Origin of the sequence: Rhodococcus sp. 06-221-2 (assembly GCF_002258365.1) — a bacterium.
GTDB classification, from domain to species: domain Bacteria; phylum Actinomycetota; class Actinomycetes; order Mycobacteriales; family Mycobacteriaceae; genus Rhodococcoides; species Rhodococcoides fascians.
On the sequence record NZ_NOYJ01000035.1, the window covers coordinates 122849 to 145879 of the forward strand.

Below are 23031 nucleotides of genomic sequence, written 5' to 3' on the forward strand. Positions count from 1 at the left end.
GACCGCGCGCTCGATGCACCGATCACCTTCCGACTACTTTGAGGAACTGCCAGATGCGTTTGATGGTCGGTTATCTCGCCACCCCGAGCGGCGAGGACGGCCTCGTTCTCGGGGTACAACTTGCCCGAAGCCTCGGTGCTGCTCTTGATATCTGCATGGTTCTACCACCCGAGCGCACCGTTCCAACTCGAGTTCCGTCCATCTCCGGCTACGACGACGTCCTGACGACTCAGGGAATGGAGTGGTTGCGTAAGGCGAGGGCGACGGTGCCCGCCGATATCGATGTCGCGGTGCACCTGTCCGTCCACGAATCCTTCGCTCAGGGACTTCTCGATGAGGTCACTCGGTTGAACGCGCAGGCGATCGTCGTCGGTGCCGCCGGAGACGGCCTGCTCGGCCGACACTCCGTTGGATCGGTGTCCACCGAGCTGTTGCACTCGGCTCACGTCCCATTGGCCCTCGCACCACGGGGTATGCGGCACTCGTCGGTCCAGAAGATCAGAGAGGTCACCTGCGCGCTCGGAGCCCGAGTCGGGGCCGATGTGCTGCTTCGCACAGCGGTGCGGACGGCGGAGAGGATCCGCACACCGCTGCGGTTGGTTTCGCTCGTCGCGTTGGATCCGCAGAACGACCTGCACGACGGTCATGACGCGTTCGACACAGTTCGCGAGGCTGCGGTGTCGCACGCGAGAACGACACTCGACGAGGCGACAGCTGTTCTGCCGCAGGGATTTCCGGTGACGGTGTCGATCGCCGACGGATCGACGGTCGAGTCGGCCGTACGCACGTTGGACTGGCAGGACGGCGACCTGGTCATGGTGGGTTCGAGCCGCCTCGCCCAACCCCATCGACTCTTCCTGGGGTCGACTGCAACCAAGATGCTTCGCGTCCTACCGGTCCCCATGGTGGTCGTACCCAAGCAGGACTTCGAATCATGAATCGAACGAACGAAGGTTCCGATATGACGAACGATGCGGGCGAACAGGCCGGGCCTACGAGTACCGTAAGCGCGAAGGGTCTGGCCACGGGGACAGTCGGCACCATTTCCGGTGCCATTCTGGGAATCTCGTCGGTCGCTCCGGGTTGTACGCTGACCGCAAGCATCGGCCTCATCGTTGCGGCCGTGGGTCTGAAGATGCCCGCCATATTCATCGCCGGATTCATCCCGATGTTCCTCACCGCATATGCCTACCGCGAACTCAATTCGGCGTCGCCGGACTGCGGCGCTTCGTTCACCTGGTCGACCAAAGCGTTCGGGCCGTACGTCGGGTGGATGTGCGGTTGGGGCATGGTGATCGCCACCATCATCGTGCTGTCGAACCTTGCTGCGATCGGCGTCCAATTCTTCTATTTGTTCATTGCCAATTTGTTCGAAAGTCCCTCCGTCGCAGATCTTCCTGGCAACAAGTTGGTCAATGTCGGTACCACCTTGGTGTTCCTCGGGATTGCCACGTGGGTGGCCAGTCGAGGTATCACGACAAGCGAGAAATTGCAGGTTGCGCTCGTAGGTTTCCAGATGGTTCTTCTTGCCATCTTCGCCGTGATGGCTCTGGTGCACGTCGGCTCGGGTGACTCCCCCGCTGGACTGAGCTTCGATCTCGATTGGTTCGATCCGTTCACCGGAGTGGCCGCCGGGGCGTTCGCTATCGGTCTGACGGGTCGATTTTCGCGTTCTGGGGTTGGGACACCTGCCTGACGCTGGGCGAGGAATCCAAGGACCCGAAGCGAACGCCCGGGCGCGCCGGACTGCTCTGTGTGTTGACTGTGCTGCTGACATACTTGCTGGTATCGGTCGCTGCGATGATGTATGCGGGAGTGGGCGACACCGGCCTCGGACTCGGCAACCCCGACAACTCGGAAAACGTGTTCGGCGCACTTGCCGACCCGGTCCTGGGCAAGTGGGGCGGGCTGATGCTGTTCCTGGCCGTGTTCGTGTCCTCGGTGGCGAGCCTGCAAACCACCTTTCTTCCCGCGGCGCGCACGATGCTTGCCATGGGTGTGTACGGCGCGTTCCCGAAAAAATTCGCCGAAGTCTCTCCCCGCTTCCTGGTGCCGTCCTACGCCACGCTGGTTGCAGGTGTCGTGACCGCAGTGTTCTACACGGTGGTGACATTCCTGTCGGAGCGAATTCTGATCGATACCATTGCGGCACTGGGAATCATGATCTGTTGGTACTACGGCATCACAGCGTTCGCTTGCATCTGGTATTTCCGCGGCGCACTGTTCGACAGCGTGCGCAACGCATTTTTCCGTTTCGTGTTCCCGTTGGTAGGCGGACTCATACTCCTTGCCGTGTTCGTCTTCTCGTTGGACGAGAGCATGGACCCGAACAATGCCAGTGGCGCGTCCATCGGCGGAATCGGATTGGTGTTCTTCCTGGGATTCGGCGTGCTGCTCTTCGGCGCTGTGCTGATGACCGTCATGAGATTTCGCAGTCCGGCGTTCTTCCAAGGCAAAACGCTCGATCGGAACACCACGGCCCTACGGAACGAGGGCGACCTCTCCGATTACCAGCGACCGGCGACGCTGGATTCCCAGCGCGGCGAATAGTCCGGTCTCCGGCCGACTCGACAATCAACAGGAGTACACACGATGGCTATTGCTCTCGACAGTGAGGTTGCGGCGGCACTGCAGGCGGCCGCAGCGACCTCGGGCGTTCCCACCGCGACCGAGCGAGGCGATGTCTGGACGCTGCGAGCTGTCATCGATGCGACTCTTGCCATCGACCACGGAAAGCTACCGGGCAGCACTGCTGTACGCAGGTCGGATCATGTTGTCGAGGCCGACGACGGATGTGCCGTAGCGATGCGCTGGTACCTGCCGGACAACAGGGTGAGCACCAGTGCCGTCGTCTACGCGCACGGAGGTGGAATGATCAGCGGGTCGCTCGAGCTGTACGACCCAGTCATCGCGCACTATGCCGAGCTGACCGGCGTGGCATTTCTCTCGGTCGACTACCGCCTCGCTCCGGAGGCAACCGGTGATGCCCCCGTCAAAGATGTCTACGCCGCGCTCGCCTGGCTGGTTCGCGAGGCGGATGCACTGGGCGTCGATCGCGAACGCATTGCGATCATGGGAGACAGCGCCGGAGGTGGACTGGCAGCGGGTGCCGCAATCCTCGCACGGGACCACGGCATGGCGTTGGCACACCAGATCCTGATCTATCCCATGCTCGATTCCCGCACTCTCGTACCCGACCCCCATCTGACAGCGACTGCGACGTGGACGTACGACGACAACTTCACCGGATGGAACGCGCTGCTTCCCGAGGGAGTGACGGTCTCGACGCTGTCCTCACCCTCTCACCTCGACGACTTCGCCGATCTTGCACCGACATTCATCGACGTCGGAGACCTCGACATCTTCCGAGACGAAAGCATCGACTACGCGCTGCGCCTGCTTCGCGCCGGAGTGCCGTGCGAGCTGCACGTACGGACCGGTGCCCCACACGCTTTCGAGTGGATCGCACCCGAGGCGGCAATTAGTCGCCGGTCCACCGAAGATCGATATCGAGTCATCGAGGCGCTCTGACGGACTTGCTCGTTGCGACCGGTGACGCGCGATGCCCGACGGTCGCAACATCACCGTCACGTCTCCAACGCGCACTCGACTGTGATGACAGAATTCGCGTATGACGCAACTCGGTCTCGGACTTGCCGCACTCGGACGCCCGGAGTATCTGACCATCGGGCATTCGTGTGCGGTGGACGGGCGGTTCGACCCGGCTGCGCTCGAGCAACATTGCCACGCAGTACTGGACGCCGCCTGGGACAGTGGCATTCGGCACTTCGACGTCGCCCGCTCCTACGGTCTGGCCGAGCAGTTCCTCGGCAGCTGGTTGTCTGCCCGACCGAACCGGCGCGAGGAACTCGTGATCGGCTCGAAGTGGGGCTACGCCTATGTCGCCGACTTCCAGCGGGGCGCGGAGGTACACGAGGTCAAGGAACACTCGGTTGCACGTCTGGCCGAGCAGTGGCCGCTTACCGTGCGCGACCTCGGCGGAAAGCCCGACCACTACCTGATTCACAGCGTCACCCCGGACAGCCCTGCCCTCCGCGACGCAGCCCTGCTCGACGATCTACGCGCGCTGGCAGCCGGTGGCACGCGCATCGGCATCAGCACCAGCGGGCCGCACCAGGCCGAAGTCGTGCGTGCCGCGCTCGCTACCGGGGTGTTCGGCTCGGTGCAGTCGACGTGGAACCCCCTCGAACCGTCCGTCGCCCCCGCCCTGGCGGAAGCGCACCAGGCCGGCTGGTTCGTCGTCGTCAAAGAGGCGATGGCGAACGGTCGACTTGTCGCTGAGAACTCCGCACTCGCCGCGCGCGCCGACTCGGCCGGAGTCGGCCGCGACGCGCTCGCACTGGCCGTCGCCCTCGCGCAACCGTGGGCCGATGTGGTGCTCTCCGGTGCCGCCACGGTGGCGCAACTCGAACAGAACATCGCTGCGCTCTCCATCGACCGCGCCGTGATCGCGCCCGGCGACCTGAGCATTGCCGACCTGGACATCGCCGAGTCGCCGCGGAGTTACTGGGACAACCGCTCCCGCATGGCCTGGACCTGACCTCTGTCCACCTTCCCGAATCGGCTCCTCCCATCCGAATGTCGGACGCCGATCGGTGTCGCATGTTCGAAACCGAGGAGCCGAACCGGCTCGGCCTACGAGCATGTCGAGGTAGAGCGGCCCGTCACCCCTGCCCCCACCTGGTGATTGACATCACACGCACCGGCGGCTATCTTTCAAACTGACATCAGTTCAGTTTGATGGAACATTGCAGCCACCTCGAGCACGTGGGTCGAGTCTGCGATCGGATGTCGACACGACTCCACGTCTTACGACGACTCGCCGAGTCCGCGGGAAGTTATCGACGTGCCCGAAAGGAACGCAGGCATGAACAAGTTCAGGACGACGATGGTTGCCGTGGCAGCGACTGCTGCGTTGGTGGGCCTCACCGCATGCGGGGGATCGTCTTCCTCCGCGTCCGCTCCGGTCGAGGGCGATTGGGACGCAGTGGTCGCGGCCGCGAAGGAGGAGGGCAGCGTCATGCTCTACTCGAGCCAGAAGCCGGCCAACCTCGATGCCCTGACGGCGGCCTTCGAGGCGAAGTATCCGGAAATCTCGATGGAGTACGTGCGCGGCACCGACTCCGAAATCAACCCCCGCGTCGAGACCGAGAATCGGACGGGAACCGGCATCGCCGACGTCCACATGACGACCGACGCGTCGTGGATCCAGAACGCCTCCGAGTCCGGGAAGTTCTCGACCGAACTGGTCGGTCCCGATCTCGATGCGGCAGCGTTCGATCCGGCGAAGAGCGTGATGAACGATCGATTCTTCCTGACCAGTGCTGCGGTATTCGGTCTGGGCTGGAACACTGCGGCCGTTCCGGACGGCGTCAGTGCGCCCGAGGACCTGATCGACCCGAAGTTCCAAGGCAAGATCGGCATCGTGAACCCCACCGGATTCGCGTCGTACGTGGATCTGTACAAGTTCTACGCCAAGAACTTCGGTGAGGACTACTGGAACCAGATGGCCGAACTCTCGCCGCGGGTCTACCCCAGCGCACTCGCTGTGGCGCAAGCCCTCACCTCCGGTGAAGTGACGGTCAGTCCCATGGTGCAGCCGCTCGTCACCGAGGTTGCCGCAGGCGCACCGGTCGATTGGGCGTTGCCCGACAAGCCGTGGGGAACACCCTGGTACTCGGAGGTTCTCAGCGCCTCGCAGCACCCCAACGCAGCACAGGTGCTCGCGAACTTCATGGTGACGGCCGAGGGACAGCAGGCGCTGAACGGCGGATATGCAGCCGTCCTTCCCGACATCGAGGGAGCGGTCGCGCGAGCTCAGGACATCGCATCTCCCGACATCGACGAACTGACTCCTGAGAAGGTCGACCAGTACTCCCAGGAATGGCAGACCCTGTTCCAGGGCTGACTCTCCGCACACAGCACGAGAACGCAGACCGTCGCCTTGTGCGCGGAATGCGAAATGATTTGTGACAGAGACGAACACCGACGGTCGACGTACAGCGGCCGTCGGTGCACGCACACCGATGCTCCGAAAGCGAGTATGCAATGACCTCTCGATTCGCGGTCTCCGGACTGACGAAGACCTATGGTGCCAACGTCGTCGTCGACAGTCTCGACCTCGAGATCGAGCAGGGCGAATTCCTGGTCCTGCTCGGACCGAGCGGTTGCGGCAAGACCACGACCCTGCGGTGCCTCGCCGGGCTGGAGACCCCGCAGGGTGGTTCGATCTCGTTCGCGGGTCGGACCGTGTTCGATGCGGCGTCGAAAGTTCATGTCCCGGCGCACAAGCGAAACATCGGCATGGTGTTCCAGTCGTATGCGCTGTGGCCACACATGACGGTCGCCGAGAACATTCGGTACCCGCTGACGGTGCGCAAACTGAAGAAGGCAATCGCCGACGGCGCGGTCGAGACGGCCGCGAACATGGTCGACTGCGGTGCGTTGCTCGACCGGTACCCCTCGCAGCTCAGTGGTGGCCAGCAGCAACGTGTCGCGGTCGCTCGCGGGCTCGTGGCGCAACCGGATCTGGTGTTGTTCGACGAGCCCCTGAGCAATCTCGATGCGCGCCTGCGAGATCAGGTTCGATCGCAGATTCACCAGTTGCACCAACAGCTCGGTTTCACCGCGGTGTTCGTCACGCACGACCAGTCCGAGGCGTTCGCGCTCGGTGACCGTCTCGCGATCATGAAGGCCGGAAAGATCGAGCAGTACGACGAGCCCGAGCACGTCTTCGAGAATCCGGCTTCGGAGTACGTCGCCGCGTTCATCGGGATGGGTAATCGGCTCGAACTGCGACGCGGCCACGACGGCTGGGTCACCAGTGGCTCGGACGTCATCGACCTACAGACGGCCACGGTGCGTGAGCGTGCCGACGAGGGCACTCGTGCCGTCGCGCGGTTCCGACCGGACGACGTGCTGTTGCACGACACTGCCGACCAGGTGCCGCCCGGAAACATCGCCCTGCACGCGGAACTCGTCACGTACGAGTACGGCGGTCGGTACTTCGACGTGGCGGTCAAGACCGGCGACGAGCAGTTGACGCTGCGAGCCTCGGCTACCGAACACAGTGCGGCGCTGCGGCGTAGCAGTCCCGGACAACCCGTACTCGTCAGCTTCGCGCCGTCCTGTCTGAGGGTGTACGCGCTGCCCGACGCGTCGTCGGCCGCGAGCTCCGAGCTCGTCGGCTCCGCTGGAAAGACCTCGTGATGGCCACCGCAGTCGACGTCGAACGGCCCCAGACCGCCGAGACGCCCGCCAAGCGCTCACTGACGATCTCGCCGAATTGGCGGGCGCGAATCGGGTACGCCGCCGTCCTCGCTGTGTTGGCCTACCTGGTCGTACTCCCCATGGTGCGTCTGCAGATGCTCGCGTTCGAAGACGGAGCTGCCGGATACCGAAGCCAGTACGGCCGCTTCGACATCGGCGTCACCCTTCGAACCACGGTGGCGTTGGCGCTGGGTTCGTTGGTCATCGCGATGGTGCTGGGAACGCTGCTCGCCTTCGCTGCGAGCAGGCTTCCCGCCAAGCTCGGTTGGCTGCGTGTCATACCCATCCTGCCGATCGTGATGCCGGCGGTGGCCAGCGTGGTGGGGTGGGCATTCCTCCTCTCCCCCGGGCCCGGTTACCTCAATGTGCTCCTTCGACTGTTGCCGTGGTGGAGCGGATCGGACAGTGGCCCGATCGACGTGTACACCGTCCCGTGGATCATCGTTCTCACGGGCTTCGGTCTGACGTCGTTCGTCTACCTGTTCGTCAGTTCCGGCATGCAGAACATCAGCTCCGAGCACCTCGAAGCCGCTCAGGTCAGCGGATCGTCCACGGTCGGAATCTTTTTCAAGATCGTCCTCCCGCTGCTTCGACCGTCCCTCATCTACGGTGGCGGCATCGCGCTGCTCCTCGGACTCGGCCAGTTCACCGGCCCCCTGCTGTTGGGTGCGAACACCGGCGTCAAGGTGCTGACCACCGAGATGTACCGCCGGGTGTCGGAGTCCCCGTCGGACTTCGCGGCGGCAGCGGCCGCAGGCTCTCCGCTGGTGATCTTCGGACTGGTACTGGTGCTGGCGCAGAAGGCGTTGCTGGGCAACCAGACTCGCTTCGTCACGCACGGCGGCAAGGCATTCGCTCCCTCCACCGGTAAGGCCACGTGGGCCACGGTCACCATCGTCGTGTTCGCGCTCTTCGCCTTGGTCATCCCGCTGGTGGGTCTGATCATCGTCTCGTTGACGCCGTACTGGTCGGGATCGTTGTCGCTGAGTCTGTTGACGCTGGACAACTTTCGGGCACTGATGGATACGACGGCGGTGGTGGAGTCGGTACTGACCAGTGTGTTGACCTCGCTGGGTGCGGTCGTGATCTGCATTCCGCTCGGCTACCTGATGGCAAATCTTCTCGTCCGCGGTCGCCGGTTCAGAATTCTCGCGCTGATGGCAGACCTCATGACCGCACTGCCACTGGGCATCCCGGCCGTGATCTTCGGCGTCGGATTCCTGCTCACGTACACCGAGCCGCCGCTGATCCTCTACGGAACCAGAACGGTGATCATCCTCGTGTACATCGTGCTGATGCTGCCCTTCTCGACGAGGATGCAGATGACGGCCATGCTGTCGCTCGGCAACACGTACACCGAGGCGTCGGCCACCAGTGGTGCGTCCCCGTTCGTGACGAATCTCCGAATCATGTTGCCGCTGATGCGTCCGACCATCCTCAGTGCCGTCGCACTCATGTTCATTCTGCTGACCCACGAATTCGCTGCATCGCTTCTCGTGCGAGCGTCGACGACCCAGGTGATGGGCACGTTGCTGTTCGACATGTGGCAGAACGGCTCTTATCCGCTCGTGGCCGCGATGGCCTTGCTCATGACTGCCGTCACCACGATCGGTGTCGCCGCGGCGATGCTCGTCGGCGGACGCAACGTACTCAGCAAGCTGTGACGGGCGTGCAGTCCCGGCTCCAGGACAAGGTCGTTCTCGTCACCGGAGCAACCGGAGGGATCGGTACCGCGATCGTCGAGCGGCTGGCCTCGGAAGGCGCAGTGCTCGTGGTGACCGACGTCGACGTGGCCGCGTGCGGCGCACTCGTGGCGGACCGGGCCGACAGCGAACGCCATCTCCCGATCGCCCTGGACATCACCCGGGAAGATCAGTGGCACAGCGCTGTCGAGGCCGTGGCCGCACAGTACGGCCGGCTCGACGCCGTGGTGAACAACGGTGCCATCGGCAGCCTCGGAACCGTCGTCGACGAGGATCTCGACCGCTACAACCGAGTTGTCGAAGTCAGTCAGACCGGGACGTGGCTCGGAATGAAGCATGCCGGCGCGTATGTCGAGCGCTCCGGCGGAGGATCCATCGTCAACATCTGTTCCATCCTCGGCAGCGTCGGCGGCCTCGGCAACAGCTTCGCCTACGCCGCAGCCAAAGGTGCTGTGCGCACCATGACCAAGAACGCAGCGCTGCACTGGGCCACCAAAGGTGTCCGAGTCAACTCCATCCACCCCGGCTTCATCGGCACCACGCAGCTGCTCGAACGCTACGAGGGCTCCGAACGACACAGCGCCATGATCGCGCACACCCCGATGGGTCGACTGGGAACCGGGGCCGAAGTGGCTGCCGCCGTTGCCTTTCTGGCCGGAGACGACTCCACGTTCGTCACCGGGACCGAGCTGTACGTCGACGGCGGCTGGACCTGCGACTGACCGCTCGGCGGGCTGTCGGGGCGGGTGCTTCAGCAGGTGGTGAAGAAGTCCACCCCGTCGGAGGTCCGCACCGACAGTCTGCCGCGCTGGACCAGAACATCGAGGTGCGCCAGCGTCTCGCAGGTCGCCACCATCTGATTGAAGCTGTCCAGGGTGGCGAACGATCGATCGTGCCGAGTCCACGTCAGACCGGCCGCCACGTCCAACCCGGTTGCGCGAGCAACAGATTCGACGACGCTCTCGGTAGCGGCGAGACGGCGATCGTGGTGTTCGAGCAGCTGCCGGCAGCGCTCGTGCACACCGGCACCCGGCTGGCCGTGCGACGGCAACATCGTCCGGTCGGGTTCGTCGAGCATCACCGACAGAGACGTCAAATACTTGGCCAGCGGGAGATCCCACTCGCCGAGCTCGAACCCGATCGACGGCGTGATCGTGGGCAGAACGTGGTCTCCGGTGTAGCACAGATTCCGGTCGGTGTCGTGAAACACCATGTGGCCCTTTGTGTGTCCGGGAGTGTGTGCAGCGACTACCGCATGGCCGGGAACGTCGAGGGGACCGGGTTGTAACCACGCGTCCGGTAGCTCCCAGTCCGCGGCGTCGAAGGGTTCGGCCTTCCCGCTCTCCGCTGCGATGCGAGCGATCTCGAACGCGCCCGCGCGCTCGAGTTCACGAATCGAGCTGACCGGAACGTTGCTGCGCAATCGACCGATCGCTTCGATGCCCGGTGCCTCGGCGGCACCGAGATGCACCCGCGTCCCGTATCGACGACGCAGCTCGACGGCGAACGTGTAGTGATCACGATGGACGTGAGTGACGTACACGTCGTGAATCTCCGACGGTCGACGCCCGATGCGATGCAACGCGTCGACGAGCTCGTCGTGCGTGGATGCCCGGTGCCAACCGCCGTCGATCAGCGCCAGTCCCGTGTGAGTCTCCAGCACATAGACATTGATAGCGCGCAGACCGTCCTGAGGCATCTGCAGAGGAACGCGATGGACGCCGTCTGCCACTGCGAAACAGCCCGGGTCGGCCCACGACGACGTCATCCGGCGTCGCTCGCGAGGGGCACCATCGTCTTCTCGTCGCCGTACCACATCATCCGTCGGCCACCCATGGTCCCGACGTGGTCGACGGCGGCCTTCCACTCGTCACTGACCAGGGCCGCTTCGAGTGCGTCGCGCGACTCGAAGCTGAGCACCGACAAGCCGTCCCAACCTTGGGATTTGCTCCCGAATGCTTCGAGTAATTCGGTGTGCTGCCAGCGGAGCAAGCCGGGCAGGGGATACGTGACGTCGGCGTGCTCGCCGCGCCACCACGTGATGAACTGCTCGTGGGTCCACTCTTCCGGACGGGCGGCGACGAGTACCAGGTTGTACATATCTTCTCCTAAGTGAATTCTGTTCATTTTCAATGACAACGAAGAGCCGGTGCAGACCCCGCTCGCGGGCGCTACTTGCGTACGACGCGGATGGCCGCGTCCGTGACCACGTCGGTGATCTCGTCGATCGTCAGGCGACCGTCGGGGCGGTACCACCGCCATACGCTGACCACCAGGGCGAGTACCAGCCGCGCGGACATCGTCGGATTCGACTCGGCGAACTGCCCCGCCTCGATTCCCCGGCCGACCAGGGCGGTCCAATCCCGCTCGATACGTTGGACCAGGGCGCGGCACTCGACTCGTTCGGCCTCTTCCTTCGCGGACTGACGTTCCGTCGCCAGGAGGTCCATGTGGTTGTGCAGAATGCGACGCGCCAAGGCGTCCTGAGGCGATGCGGCCAACGATGCGGCGATCGCCGCGCGCAGTGCGTCCTCGGCATGCGTGACCCCCTCGGTGGCCGCGACGAACCGGGCGGCGGAGTCCGCGAGTTCGATACGCATGATCGTCAACAGGCAATGCGCTTTGGACTCGAAGTAGTGGTAGAGCGCAGTCTGACCGATACCGACCTCGTCGGCGATGGATGCCCACTTGGTGTGCTCGTATCCCACTTTGCCGAAGTGGTCGATAGCCGCCGACAGAATCCGCGTTCGCTTGGACCGCGGGCTCTCGCGCCGAACGTCGGTTCCTACGGTCATGATTGCCCCTACTGATAGAACGTATGCAGCCTCGGTCGGAGTTTACATTTTTCGATGTGAATTCGAGTCAGTTGCGGCCGCGAGCTGCCTGGCCAGCGCCGTCGCATCGGGACGGGACAGTTTTCCGACGCGATTCTGCGGTAAGTCGTCGACAGTGAAGACGAATTCCGGCCACTTCGACTTGGGAAAGTCGTCCTTGGCCAACTGCGCGGTGACGTCCTCGAGTTCGAGCTCCTCACCACCGGTGACCACGAGCGCTGCTGCGCGCTCCCCCAGCAGGTCGTCCGGTACCGGTACGACACAGACCTGCACGACGGACTGCAGCGAGGCGATCGCCGACTCGACCTCGTTGATGTCGATGTTGCGTCCACCGCGAATGATGATCTGCTTCTGCCGACCCATGACGCGAATCGAGCCGTCCGATGCGACCTCCACCAGATCACCGGTCGGAAGAAAACCGTCGGGCGTCAGCTCGGGCGGGACCGGAGTGCCGGCCCGGGCGTACCCGACGAACAGCGACGGGCCCTTGACCTGGGCGGCACCGATATCGTCCGCGGGGAGCGGACGGCCGTCCGAATCGACGGCTCGCACGGTGGTGCCGGGAAACGGCCGACCGTCGCGTCCGAGGCGGATCGACACCGGGTCGTCGAGAGCAGGTGTCGTGTGGCCCAAGCACTCGGACATTCCGAACACTCGGAGGAACGTGGTGTGCAACCACTGTTCGGCCTTGGCGAGCGCGCGCTCGTTCATCGGTCCGCCGCCGACCGTCATGGCGCGCATCGTGTCCAGTGCGCCTTCGGAGTTCGGTGCGACCGAGAGCTGCAGCGCCATGGTCGGTACCAGCATCGTCCAGGCAATCCGGTGTTCCTTCGCTGCCCGCAGAGCCACCTCCGGGGACCACTTCCCGATGGCGACCATCGGACCTCCCAGTAGCGCAGGCAGATACATTCCGAAGCAGAATGCGGCAACCGACGACAGCGGAACGAAGGCACCGATCGCCTCGCCCGGGCGGAGACCGACGGCATCGATGGTGGATCGAGACGCATATCTGATCGCGTCCTCGGATTGCACCACGCACTTGGGCCGGCCGGTCGAACCCGAGGTCATCGCAATCGCATCGCCTCCGTTCCACCGCGCGACAGAGGCGAACGCACCACTCGTCGCTCGTACGCGGTACGAGCCGAAGGCGGGCTTGTCCACGGGAAAATGCTCCTCGGGCACACCCCAATGACGAAGGGCCTCGGGCGTTCCCACGACGACATCCGGTCTGATGTCCTCGAGGGCCAGCGCGAACTCCGACTCCGTTGCGTGCGGGCTGACCACCGCGACCACACCGCCGGCGAGACCGACACCGAGGGCAGCCGCCACGGTGCCCCAGGTGTTGTCGGCCTGAATCACCACGGTCGGTGGGCTGGGGTCGATCCCGCCGAACACGTCGGCGAGGGATGTCGCCGCCTCGACCACGGTCCGGATCGTGTGGCTGCCGTCCTCGTCGACGACGGCGATGGCATCGGGGGTCTGTTCGGCGCGGATGACCATCTCGCGGGCAAGCCGTTTCACTGGTGTGACTCTTTCCTGGTACGTGATGCGCTCATGTCGAGAACTGCACGGCCGGTGACGGATCCGTCTCGCAACCGGTCGTAGGCAGAGATCGCCTCGGTGAAGGGGAAGGTGGTGATTTCGGCGCGCAGCAGGCCGTCCTGCGCTAGTGCGACAACGGCTTCGAGATCGGCACGCGTACCCCAGAACGGTGCATCCACCGTCCATCCTGCGGCCAGACCGACATCCTTCCCGACTGCCAGTCGGCCGCCGGCGCTCCCTACCACCACGACAGAACCCCCGGACCGCAGCAGGGCGGCCGCCGGGGCGGTCGTGGTCGGCGCTCCGACGAAGTCGAGGACGAGATCTGCCCCGTCCAGTGCCGTGAGTCGTTGCGTCGCAGCGGAAACGGACTCGTAGAACTCGTGCGCTCCCGAGGACTCGGCCAGGGCAGCGGCGTCGGCCTTGGAGTCGATTGCGATGATGTGCGGCACGCCCATGGTGCGCAGGATCTGCAGGGCGAGGTGGCCGAGACCGCCGACTCCGATCACGACCACGTTGCTTCGGTCGTCGATCACGGCGGAGTTGGTGCGAATGGCGTGATACGCGGTCAGTGCCGCGTCCGCCAGAGGCGCGGCTCCGAGAGGATCGAGATCACCGATCGGAACCAGTACGCGCTCGGACGGCACCAGCATCAGCTCTGCGATGCCGCCCGGGTACCCCAGACCGTTTCCGATGGGGGCCAGCCGGCCGTCGGGACGCCGAGCGAGGCTGCGACAGTAGTTCTCTCGGCCCCGCAGACAGTTCGGGCACGTTCCGCAGCTCCAGATTCCGTGTACGACCACGGCGCGACCGATCCAGGAAGGGTCTGCCGACGGTCCCGCCGAGACGACCGTTCCGGCCACTTCGTGCCCCAGCGTCAGCGGCAGGTCGTAGTCGAAAGTCTCTGCGCTCGAGTTCATCACGTGCAGATCGGATCCGCACAGTCCGGCTGCGTCCACCTGGATCAGAAATTGGTGCCCGGTCGGCACCGGGTCCGGCACCTCCTGGAACTCCGGTGCGCTCCCCCACTGAAGGACCTGCACGGCCAACATCAGCGAGCAGTCCATCCACCGTCGACCACCAGGGTCTGACCGGTCATGTAGGAGCTGGCGTCCGAGGCCAGAAACAGCACGGCACCGTCGATCTCGCCGTCGACGCCGCCGCGTCCGAGCATGGTGTTCCGCCGCACCCATCCTGCGGACTTGTCGTTGGTGAACAGGCCATCGGTCATCTCGGTATCGAACCACCCCGGCACCACGGCGTTGACGCGAATGCCTCGTCGACCCCACTGACCGGCCAGTTCACGAGTGAGGCCGAGCGTGCCCGCCTTCGACGCCGCGTAACTGGCACCGCCGATCGGTGCTGTGGACACCAGCCCGATCACCGAGGAGATGTTGATGATCGACGCTGTTGCCTCACTCGGCATCTTGCCGACCGCGTACGTGGCCAGATGGAACCCGGCGATCAGGTTGACGTCGAGGATGGACTGGAAACCGTCGAGCGTCTCGTCCTCGGCGTTGGGCGGACCCGGCTTGCCCGCGTTGTTGATCACGACGTCGAGCCGGCCGTGTTCGTCGAAGCAACGATCGACGAGAGCTCGCCGGTCGCTGTCGTCGGTGACGTCGCACCGCACGGGCACGATGGCCGGGATCTCGGCCGACAACGCTTCGAGCCGGTCGAGCCGTCGCGCGGCGGCGTACACCGTGGCACCTGCCGCGGCGAGAGCCCGGGCGAAACCGAGGCCGAGCCCCGACGAGGCACCGGTGACCACAGCGACGCGACCGGTCAGCGAGAACATGTCCTGGGTCATGTGTCCACTTCCAAACTGATTGTCGGACAAGAGGAGTGATCGGTCAGTAGACGGCGGTACGGCCGCCGTCGACCGGGATGATCGCGCCCGTCGTGTACCCGGCGTCGTCCGAGGCGAGGTGAGTGATCAAGCCGGCGAGCTCGTCTGGCCGCCCCAGCCGTCCGGCCGGGAGACGGTCGACGATCTTGCCGATGAACTCCTCGTCCCAGTTCTCGGACATGTCGGTGGCGAAACCGCCGGGCATCACACAGTTGACGCGCACCGTGGGCGCGTACTCCTGGGCGAACGCGCGGGTCAGCGCATTGAGCCCGTTCTTGGCTGCTGCATACATCGCCTCGGGTGGGCTGGGTCGCTGGGCACCGATGCTCGAGATGTTGATGATGGATCCACCGCCCGCAGAGACCATTCGGTCCCCGGCGACGGCCATCAGCCGGAACGGACCCTTGAGATTGACCTCGATCGTCTTGTCCCACAGTCCCTCGGTGACCGACACCAGATTCTCAGCCAGCGGCGCGATCCCGGCGTTGTTGACGACGATGTCCAGGCTGCCGAATCGCGCGATGATGTCGTCGACGGCCGGTTCGATGCTGTCCCAGTGCCCGACGTGCAGTGCGTACGGATGTGCGCTGCCCGGGCCCGCGTCACCCAGGCTCGAGACCGCGCTCTCGCAGGCCTCGAGCTTGCGGCTCGACACGATGACCGTCGCGCCCGCGTCCTTCAGTCCGCGGGCAATGGCCAGACCGAGCCCACGGCTCGCTCCCGTCACCAGAGCGACCTTGCCGTCCAATTTCGGTGTACTCATGCGTACCTCTTGACCTCGAGTCGGGCGATGGTCCGTAGATGGACCTCGTTGGGGCCGTCGGCAATCTGCAGAGCTCGGGTGATGGCATAGAGTCGAGCGAGAATGGTGTCGTTGCTGACTCCGGCGGCACCGTACGTCTGCACCGCTCGGTCGACGACCTTATGGGCCACCTCCATCGCAGCCACCTTGATGGCCGCCACTTCCGAACGAGCCGAGGCATTTCCGGCGGTATCCATCAACCAGGCCGACTTGAGCACCAACAACCGGATCTGGTCGACCTCCATGCGGCTGCGGGCAATCCACTCACGCACCACACCTTGATCGGACAACGGTCCGCCGAATGCCTGCCGAACGAGCGAGCGCCGACACATCATTTCCAGAGCGCGCTCGGCCATGCCGATCGCCCGCATGGCGTAGTGCATGCGTCCGGGCCCGAGTCGCCCCTGGGCGATGGCGAATCCGTCGCCCTCCTCTCCCAGCATGTTGGCGGCGGGCACGCGCACGTCGGTGAACTGAACTTCGCCGTGGCCCAGACGATCCTGGAATCCGAACATGGGCAGGTCGCGCACCACCTCTACGCCGGGGGCGTCGGCCGGAACCAGAATCATGCTCTGCCGGCGGTAGGTGGAACTGTCCGGATCCGACTTCCCCATGAAGATCATGAGCTTGCAGTCGGGATCGAGAACGCCCGAGGTGTACCACTTTCGGCCGTTGACGACGTACTCGTCCCCGTCACGAGTGATGGTCGAGGTGATGTTGGTGGCGTCCGAGCTGGCGACATCGGGTTCGGTCATGGCGAACGCAGAGCGAATGGTGCAGTCCAACAACGGCTTCAGCCATTGCTCCTTCTGCTCCTCCGTGCCGTACATGGCCAGAATCTCCATGTTGCCGGTATCGGGTGCCGAGCAGTTGATCGCCTCGTTCCCGATGATGGAACGGCCGACGATCTCGGCGAGCGGCGCATATTCGAGATTGGTCAGTCCCGCACCGAGGTCGTCGTGGGTCATGAACAGGTTCCACAGCCCCAGATCACGAGCGCGTGCCTGCAGATCCCGCATGATCTGCGGTTGCTCGTGCGGATTGTCGTTCGCGGCGATCTGAGCGTCGTAGACACTCTCGGCCGGGTAGACGTGGTCGTTCATGAATGTCTCGAGCGTGGCCGACAATTCGGCCGTCCGCCGTGAGTAGGAAAAGTCCACTTCCGTGTGCTCCTGTCGAGTGATGGTGCGTCAGCGCGCGAGCAGTGCGGTGCCGGTGTCGATCAACCTGCGGATGGTCGCGGGCAGCTTTTCCTGATCCGGGTCGATGTGGCGCCCCTCGCGGTGCCGACGCAGGTTGTGTCCCATGATCGCCGCCATCTTGAGCCGTCCCAGGGCGTCGAACCATGTCATGTCCGGCAGCGCCGGACCGCTCCCGGTGTAGCAGGAGATCAGTTCGTCGGTACTGGGCAGACCGGGAACGTCGCGGCCCACCCCGGGAAAGTTGGTGCCGTCGGCGAATACCAGGAACCACCCCAGTTCGACGCGTGGATCACCTGCGCTCCAGATCTCCCAGTCGATCAGAGCCGCCGGCTCGAGACCGTCGGAGATGATGTTTCCCAACCGGTAATCCCCGTGGACGAGTGTGGGTGTGATCGCCGCTGGAATGTCTCGGCGGAGCAATCGAACCAACTCGTCGGCACCCTCCACGAGTTCCACCGGAACCGCCGCGAGCGTCTTGGACCACCGGTCCAATTCGTCTGCCGGCGAGAGGATGTCGCCTGTATCGGGTATGTCCGCGAGCGGCACGGCATGCAACGCCGGCAGCACCTCTGCGGCTCGCCGCATACGTGCGGCCGCGATACTCGGTTCCACCTCGGGGTCGTCGAGCACCGGTTCGAGCGACTCACCGACGACGAGCTCCATGGCGAACCACGCCGGTTCCTGCTCGTCGACCGCCACTATTGCCGGTACCGGCACCTCGGTATCGGCCAACGCGCGCAGAATCGAAGCCTGCCGGAGCATGTCGTGCCGCCCGACCGAGCGCTGCCCTTCGGGGACCGCCTTGACGACGAAGTCGCCGCCGGAGGTTCCCACCCGATAGGTCAATCCGGAATGGCCACCGAGGAGCGGTTCGAATGTGCTGACGGTGACGCCGAGCTCGGCGTCCAGCGCGGCGGACACGCGTGCGCGCAGGGAGGGTTCGGTCATGGTCGTGGCTCTCTCGGCAGACCGAGCACGCGCTCGGCGATGATGTTGTGCTGAATCTCGTCGGTACCACCGGCAATTCGATAGCCCGGGGCTCCGAGTAGGTGCTCGGACCACGCGAACGTGCCCCACCCTCCCGAGTCGGACGTCAGTTCACGCCCGAGCAGCAAGCGCGCGACTTCGGAGGTCCTGGCCATCGTGTCGGTGGCCAGCAGCTTTCCCAGTGACGCTTCCGGACCTGGATCGTTGCCCGCGATGACGGCACCGGCCACTCTCATGTTGCCGATTCGCTGCACGAAACTACGCGTCACCAGATCGGCTACGGCGTCGCGCTCGATCTCGGTCAGCTCGCGGCCGAGGTTCTGGGCAAGGGCCACAGCACGATCCGCGTTCGCCAGTCCGAGGTTTCCGCCGTCCAGGCGTTCGGCCGCAAGCACTGTCAGGGCAACCTGCCAGCCCTTCCCGACCGGGCCCAGCCGCAGGTCGTCGCTCAGGTGCACCCCGTCGAGGTACACCTCGTTGAAGGAGCTGCCCCCCGTCATCTGGCGAATGGGACGTACATCGACCCCCGGCGCATCCATCGGGATCAGGAACATGGTCAGACCGGCGTGCTTGGCGACGCTGGAATCGGTGCGGCACAGAGCGACTCCGTAGTGGGCGACCCGCGCCCCCGACGTCCACACCTTGTGCCCGTCGATCGTCCACGAGCCGTCCTCCGCCTGGGTTGCACGCGTCCGGACCGCGGCCAAGTCGGAACCGGCTTCGGTCTCGGAGAACAACTGACATGCGATGACGTCGGCCCGAAGCATCGCGCGGACGAACCTTGCCCGCTGCTCCTCGGTTCCCCACTGCGCAATGGTGGGCGCAACCAACTGTTGAGTGACAGAGAACATCTCGGTCCTCTTGGGGACGTCGAACGTGTCCTCGACGCGCCGGAAGGCGAGTACGTACGACAGCGGTAGGTCGCGGCCACCGTACTCGACCGGGGAATTCAACGCGCCCCACCCCGCATCGAACTTCGCCTGCTCGTACGCCGCGATCTCGTCGGTGTGCGCCTGCTCTTCCTCTGCGGTCCAATTCTCGAAGACAGCGACCGTATCCGGCCCGTCGCCCCACACGGAGTCGGTGCGCGGCGCGGCCACGGTTGTCAGCCACGCCGTCGCCTGCTCGCCGAACTCGGCGATGTCCGGAATCGTTCGTTGTGTCACTGCATTACCTCTGGTTCGTCTCGGGTCAGACCGTCAGCACGGTGCAGGCACTGATGCCCGGCGCGCCGTACACGTGGGTGAAGCCGACACGCGGATCGCCCGGCACTTGGCGTTCGCCGGCTTCGCCACGTAGCTGAGTCACGATCTCGTGCACCTGGCGCAGACCGGAGGCTCCGATGGGTTCTCCGTTCGCGATGCAACCGCCGTCGGTGTTGATCGGCAGGCGCCCGCCGATGTCGGTTTCTCCGGCCGCGATCATGGCTTCTTGCTCTCCGGGCTCACAGAAACCGCATTCGGCCATGTGCATGATTTCGGCACCGCTCTCGGTGTCCTGCAGCTGCGCGACGTCGACCTCGTGCGGAGCGATGCCGGCCTGCTCGAAGGCCGCCCGCGCAGCGTCTGCGCTCACACTGGTGGGTTCGCCGTCGCCCTGAACGGAGGGGCTGAAGACCTCGAAGGACCCGAATCGGCGGGTCCGGTGGGTGATAGCGGCAATCTTGATCGGCCGACCGGTAGCTCGCGCGACGTAGTCCTCGCCGGCGACGACGATCGCGGCTGCTCCCTCACCAGGTGAACAGAACATGTACCGCGTGAGTGGATCGTTGACCATGTCGGCTTCGGCGATCGTCGTGGCATCCATGGCCTCGCGACGCCAGGCGTTGGGGTTGAGAACTCCGTTACGGTAGGCCTTTTCGGCGACCAGGGCCAGCGTCCGACTCGAGATGTCGTGCTGACGCATGTAGCGAGAGATCTTGGCACCGAAGAACTGGGTGGTCACCATCAGACCGGCCTCGCCGTAGCCGTCGGGTAGTCCCCACTCCGCCGGTCGTGGGTCGAACGCGCCACGCGGATGTTTGTCGAATCCGACTGCGAGCGCGACGTCCGCGGAGCCCGAGCGCACAGCGTTGACGGCCGAGAACAACGCGCTTCCGCCTGTTGCGCAACCGTTCTTGACGTTGGTGAACGGAATTCCGGTGAAACCCAGTTCGGCAACGAGAGTATCGGCCAGGCCCGAGCCGTCACTGCCACCGAACGCGACCTGAACGTCCGGCCAGGCCAGACCGGCATCGCGCAACGCGTTGCCGATCGCGGTGACGGCCATCTGGCGGCCGGACACTCCTGGCTGGCGGCCGAACTTGGAGAGACCGGCACCGATGATCGAAACATTCTGTGTCACTGCGTGATTCCTGTCGATTCCGGTTGCGTGCCGAGCGCGTCGACAGCGAATCGGGGCACCGGCGCGGTGGACGTCAGACGCACCGGTGCCCCATCCAGTTCGTCGAAGCTCTCACAGTCGATGATCGCTTCGACCTTGATGCCCTCGGGCAGTTCCACGTAGCCGACTGCGAAGGGAACGAACCCGCCGACCGGTGGCACGTAGGGAGGAGACTTGGGCGAGAAACGCTGAATTGTGTAGGCCCACAGGGTGCCTCGCGTACTCAACGTAATGTTCTCCGCAGTGGGTGTGGCGCACCTGCTGCACATCGCACTCGCGGGGAAAGCCACGGTACTGCACACAGTGCACCTGCTGCCCTCGAGTGCGACGGCCGTTGCCTGCTCCATTGATGCTGCCTTTCGGGCTGTTCGGTCAGAACGCGGACGTGGTGCGGATCAGCGCCCGACCCACTTGGGCTCACGCTTCTCGAGGAATGCGGTGACGCCCTCCTTGCCGTCCTCGGACTGGAGCGCATTGCCGACTGCGAGATGCTCCATGACCATGAGCGACTGGATGTCTGCATCCAGACCGCGGTCGATGCACATCTTGGTCAGCTTCATCATGAACGGGCTCTTGTCTGTGAGGTTCCCGATGAACTCGTCGACGGTCTTGTCGAGGTCCTCGGCCGGCGCGGACGCATTGATCAGGTCGAAGTCGACGGCCTCGGTGCCCGAGAGCAGCTTGCCGGTGAGCATCAGTTCCTTGGTCTTCCGGATGCCGATCATGCGGGGCAGGCGGTAGATGGGGCCGGCACCACCGAACAATGCACGGCGGATGTGAAAGTCGCCAATTCTTGCGTCGTCGGCCGCGATAGCGAAGTCGCAAGAAATCATCAGTTCGAAGCCACCGGCGGTGACGTAACCCTCGAGCACCGCAACGGAGGGAGTGTTCATGGAGTACAGACGATCGCACACCTTCGCCGACAGGACGGCGACGTCCATGGCAGTGGTGGTGCCGATGAAGTCCGACAGCAATTCGTCGAGGTCGAAGCCCGAGCAGAAGGTGTTGTTGACTCCGCGGAGCACGAGAACCTTGAGGTTCGGATCGTTGTCCACCTCGACGATGATCTCGTCCAGACGATGCAGCAGCTCCACCGTGACAGCGTTCTTCTTGTGCGGGCGGTTGAGCCAGACGCGAGCGACGTCGCCGTCCTTCTCCAACAGAATGTGGTCGGTGTCGATCATGAGACAGCCTTTCGAGAGTGCAAGTTGAACTGGATTCACTTCAGTATTGATCATCGAGGCGGTGGCGTCAATAGCCGATCCCCGGCGACCGCGGCAATCGGTCTAGACGGCAAGCAAATCGGCGATCCGCGCCCGGTGCGCGCGCGAATCACCCTGCAGCGCTTCGTTTCCGAGAACTCGACGGAAGTAGCTGTGCGCCGAGTGCTCCCACGTGAAACCCACTCCCCCGTGCAGCTGCACGGCCTCGTGGGCCGCGTGTACCGCGGCATCGCTGCACACCGCACCCGCGACGGCAATCGCCAGCCGGGCCTCGTCGGGATCCTCGTCGTGCACCGCTGCGGCATACCGGGCGGCCGATCTGGCCCGCTCGAGTTCGACCAGCATGTCGGCCAACCGGTGTTTGATCGCCTGGAACGAACCGATGGGACGGCCGAACTGATGACGCGTCTTGACGTGCTCGAGAGTCATCTGCAGCAGGGCATCGGCGATACCGGTGTTCTCGCACGCGAGAGCCAGCGTTGCCACGTCCTGTATCCGCGCGATCGCGTCGCCGGCTCCGTCCACCGACACCAACAGCGTCGCGGGGGCACGATCGAACGAGATGTCCGCTTGTCGCCTGGTGGAGTCGACGACGCGTCGATCATGCAGTGCGGAAGAATTGCTAGCGGACACTCCGAAGAGTGCGATGCCGTCCGGGCCGCGGGCACTGACGACCACAAGATCGGCTGCTCCACCTCCGACGATGAACCGCACCTGTCCGCTCAGAACCCACCCGTCGTCGGTCCGGTCGGCATCGACGTCGTCGGACTCGGCGGACAATGCGCTCACTGCCGCAACCGTGGTACCGCCGAGGATGTCCTCGAGCAGGTCCGAGTTGCCCGCCTCCATCATGGCGCGAACGCCGACGGCCGCATGCTGATAGACGGGTTCGACCACCAGAGCGCGACCGCATTCTTCGACGATGATGCCGAGCTCGACCATGCCGTAGCCGAGCCCACCCAGCTCCTCCGGCACAGCCATGGCGGTCACCGACATGTCGTCGACCAGGCGTTTCCACAGTTCGACCGAGTAGCCAGGGTCCGAGTCCGCAGACGCGCGCACCTGCTCGATCGTGGAGTACTTGGCGAGGACTCCGCGGATGGCCTCGCGTATCTCGGCTTGTTCGCTGCCGGGCGTCAGCGCCGACGGCTCCGAACGAGGCCAGGGGGCTTGTGCGTCGCGGTGAGATGATGACATGTCGCTCCACTCGAGTTGAA

Annotated in this window: 21 protein-coding genes and 1 pseudogene; 8 read left to right on the plus strand and 14 right to left on the minus strand. The window is 64.6% G+C overall.

Translation table 11 applies throughout. The features are described from left to right. The first annotated feature begins 53 nt into the window (after positions 1–53). The 8 genes and pseudogenes from CH281_RS22300 to CH281_RS22335 all read left to right on the plus strand — a co-directional run bounded on the left by CH281_RS22300 (position 54) and on the right by CH281_RS22335 (position 9715). Positions 54–938 (plus strand): universal stress protein, encoded by an 885-nt coding sequence (locus tag CH281_RS22300; protein ID WP_057473614.1) that lies wholly within the window; start codon positions 54–56, stop codon positions 936–938. A 23-nt stretch (positions 939–961) separates the two neighbouring features. Beyond that, positions 962–2550 (plus strand): annotated as a pseudogene (locus tag CH281_RS22305) (APC family permease). A gap of 42 nt (positions 2551–2592) precedes the next feature. Continuing rightward, the gene (locus tag CH281_RS22310) at positions 2593–3531 is read left to right on the plus strand and encodes an alpha/beta hydrolase (RefSeq protein ID WP_057473613.1); all 939 of its coding nucleotides are present in this window, start codon (positions 2593–2595) and stop codon (positions 3529–3531) included. A gap of 100 nt (positions 3532–3631) precedes the next feature. Continuing rightward, positions 3632–4561: an aldo/keto reductase gene (locus CH281_RS22315; protein WP_094695528.1), complete on the plus strand. Its 930-nt coding sequence runs from the start codon at positions 3632–3634 to the stop codon at positions 4559–4561. A gap of 327 nt (positions 4562–4888) precedes the next feature. Further along, entirely contained in the window at positions 4889–5929 is a 1041-nt protein-coding gene (locus tag CH281_RS22320) for an ABC transporter substrate-binding protein (RefSeq protein ID WP_370878652.1), read from the plus strand. 140 nt (positions 5930–6069) lie between these two features. Beyond that, positions 6070–7230, plus strand: coding sequence for an ABC transporter ATP-binding protein (locus CH281_RS22325; protein WP_032366847.1), 1161 nt, complete (start codon positions 6070–6072; stop codon positions 7228–7230). After that, the gene (locus CH281_RS22330) at positions 7230–8954 is read left to right on the plus strand and encodes an ABC transporter permease (RefSeq protein WP_094695529.1); all 1725 of its coding nucleotides are present in this window, start codon (positions 7230–7232) and stop codon (positions 8952–8954) included. The genes CH281_RS22325 and CH281_RS22330 overlap by 1 nt, the downstream gene beginning before the upstream one ends. After that, positions 8951–9715, plus strand: coding sequence for an SDR family NAD(P)-dependent oxidoreductase (locus tag CH281_RS22335; RefSeq protein WP_218829790.1), 765 nt, complete (start codon positions 8951–8953; stop codon positions 9713–9715). The genes CH281_RS22330 and CH281_RS22335 overlap by 4 nt, the downstream gene beginning before the upstream one ends. A gap of 29 nt (positions 9716–9744) precedes the next feature. On the opposite strand, the gene CH281_RS22340 is transcribed toward CH281_RS22335, so the two are convergent. The 14 genes from CH281_RS22340 to CH281_RS22405 all read right to left on the minus strand — a co-directional run bounded on the left by CH281_RS22340 (position 9745) and on the right by CH281_RS22405 (position 23011). Continuing rightward, positions 9745–10761 (minus strand): MBL fold metallo-hydrolase, encoded by a 1017-nt coding sequence (locus CH281_RS22340; RefSeq protein ID WP_094695530.1) that lies wholly within the window; start codon positions 10759–10761, stop codon positions 9745–9747. Further along, the gene (locus CH281_RS22345) at positions 10758–11093 is read right to left on the minus strand and encodes an EthD family reductase (RefSeq protein ID WP_094695531.1); all 336 of its coding nucleotides are present in this window, start codon (positions 11091–11093) and stop codon (positions 10758–10760) included. The genes CH281_RS22340 and CH281_RS22345 overlap by 4 nt, the downstream gene beginning before the upstream one ends. A gap of 71 nt (positions 11094–11164) precedes the next feature. Continuing rightward, a complete protein-coding gene (locus tag CH281_RS22350) occupies positions 11165–11788 on the minus strand; it encodes a TetR/AcrR family transcriptional regulator (protein ID WP_032366851.1) in 624 nt (207 codons plus the stop codon). 42 nt (positions 11789–11830) lie between these two features. Then, on the minus strand, positions 11831–13348 hold the full coding sequence (locus CH281_RS22355; RefSeq protein WP_094695532.1) for a class I adenylate-forming enzyme family protein: 1518 nt from the start codon (positions 13346–13348) through the stop codon (positions 11831–11833). Further along, complete coding sequence (locus CH281_RS22360) at positions 13345–14421, minus strand: alcohol dehydrogenase catalytic domain-containing protein (RefSeq protein ID WP_094695771.1); 1077 nt, start codon at positions 14419–14421, stop codon at positions 13345–13347. Before CH281_RS22360 ends, CH281_RS22355 begins: the two co-directional genes overlap by 4 nt. Further along, a complete protein-coding gene (locus CH281_RS22365) occupies positions 14421–15179 on the minus strand; it encodes an SDR family NAD(P)-dependent oxidoreductase (RefSeq protein WP_094695533.1) in 759 nt (252 codons plus the stop codon). The genes CH281_RS22360 and CH281_RS22365 overlap by 1 nt, the downstream gene beginning before the upstream one ends. Before the next feature lie 43 nt (positions 15180–15222). After that, positions 15223–15981, minus strand: a complete 759-nt coding sequence (locus CH281_RS22370; RefSeq protein ID WP_094695534.1) for an SDR family NAD(P)-dependent oxidoreductase — start codon at positions 15979–15981, stop codon at positions 15223–15225. Continuing rightward, the gene (locus CH281_RS22375; RefSeq protein ID WP_094695535.1) at positions 15978–17180 is read right to left on the minus strand and encodes an acyl-CoA dehydrogenase family protein; all 1203 of its coding nucleotides are present in this window, start codon (positions 17178–17180) and stop codon (positions 15978–15980) included. The genes CH281_RS22370 and CH281_RS22375 overlap by 4 nt, the downstream gene beginning before the upstream one ends. Positions 17181–17210: 30 nt before the next feature. Beyond that, positions 17211–18170 (minus strand): phosphotransferase family protein, encoded by a 960-nt coding sequence (locus CH281_RS22380; RefSeq protein WP_094695536.1) that lies wholly within the window; start codon positions 18168–18170, stop codon positions 17211–17213. Beyond that, the gene (locus CH281_RS22385) at positions 18167–19375 is read right to left on the minus strand and encodes an acyl-CoA dehydrogenase family protein (protein WP_228139348.1); all 1209 of its coding nucleotides are present in this window, start codon (positions 19373–19375) and stop codon (positions 18167–18169) included. Before CH281_RS22385 ends, CH281_RS22380 begins: the two co-directional genes overlap by 4 nt. A gap of 25 nt (positions 19376–19400) precedes the next feature. After that, a complete protein-coding gene (locus tag CH281_RS22390; RefSeq protein ID WP_094695537.1) occupies positions 19401–20552 on the minus strand; it encodes a thiolase family protein in 1152 nt (383 codons plus the stop codon). Next, positions 20549–20938, minus strand: a complete 390-nt coding sequence (locus CH281_RS22395) for a Zn-ribbon domain-containing OB-fold protein (protein ID WP_094695538.1) — start codon at positions 20936–20938, stop codon at positions 20549–20551. The genes CH281_RS22390 and CH281_RS22395 overlap by 4 nt, the downstream gene beginning before the upstream one ends. A 48-nt stretch (positions 20939–20986) precedes the next feature. Then, positions 20987–21775, minus strand: a complete 789-nt coding sequence (locus CH281_RS22400; protein ID WP_032366859.1) for an enoyl-CoA hydratase/isomerase family protein — start codon at positions 21773–21775, stop codon at positions 20987–20989. A 102-nt stretch (positions 21776–21877) separates the two neighbouring features. Next, positions 21878–23011, minus strand: coding sequence for an acyl-CoA dehydrogenase family protein (locus CH281_RS22405; RefSeq protein ID WP_094695539.1), 1134 nt, complete (start codon positions 23009–23011; stop codon positions 21878–21880). Positions 23012–23031 lie beyond the last annotated feature (20 nt).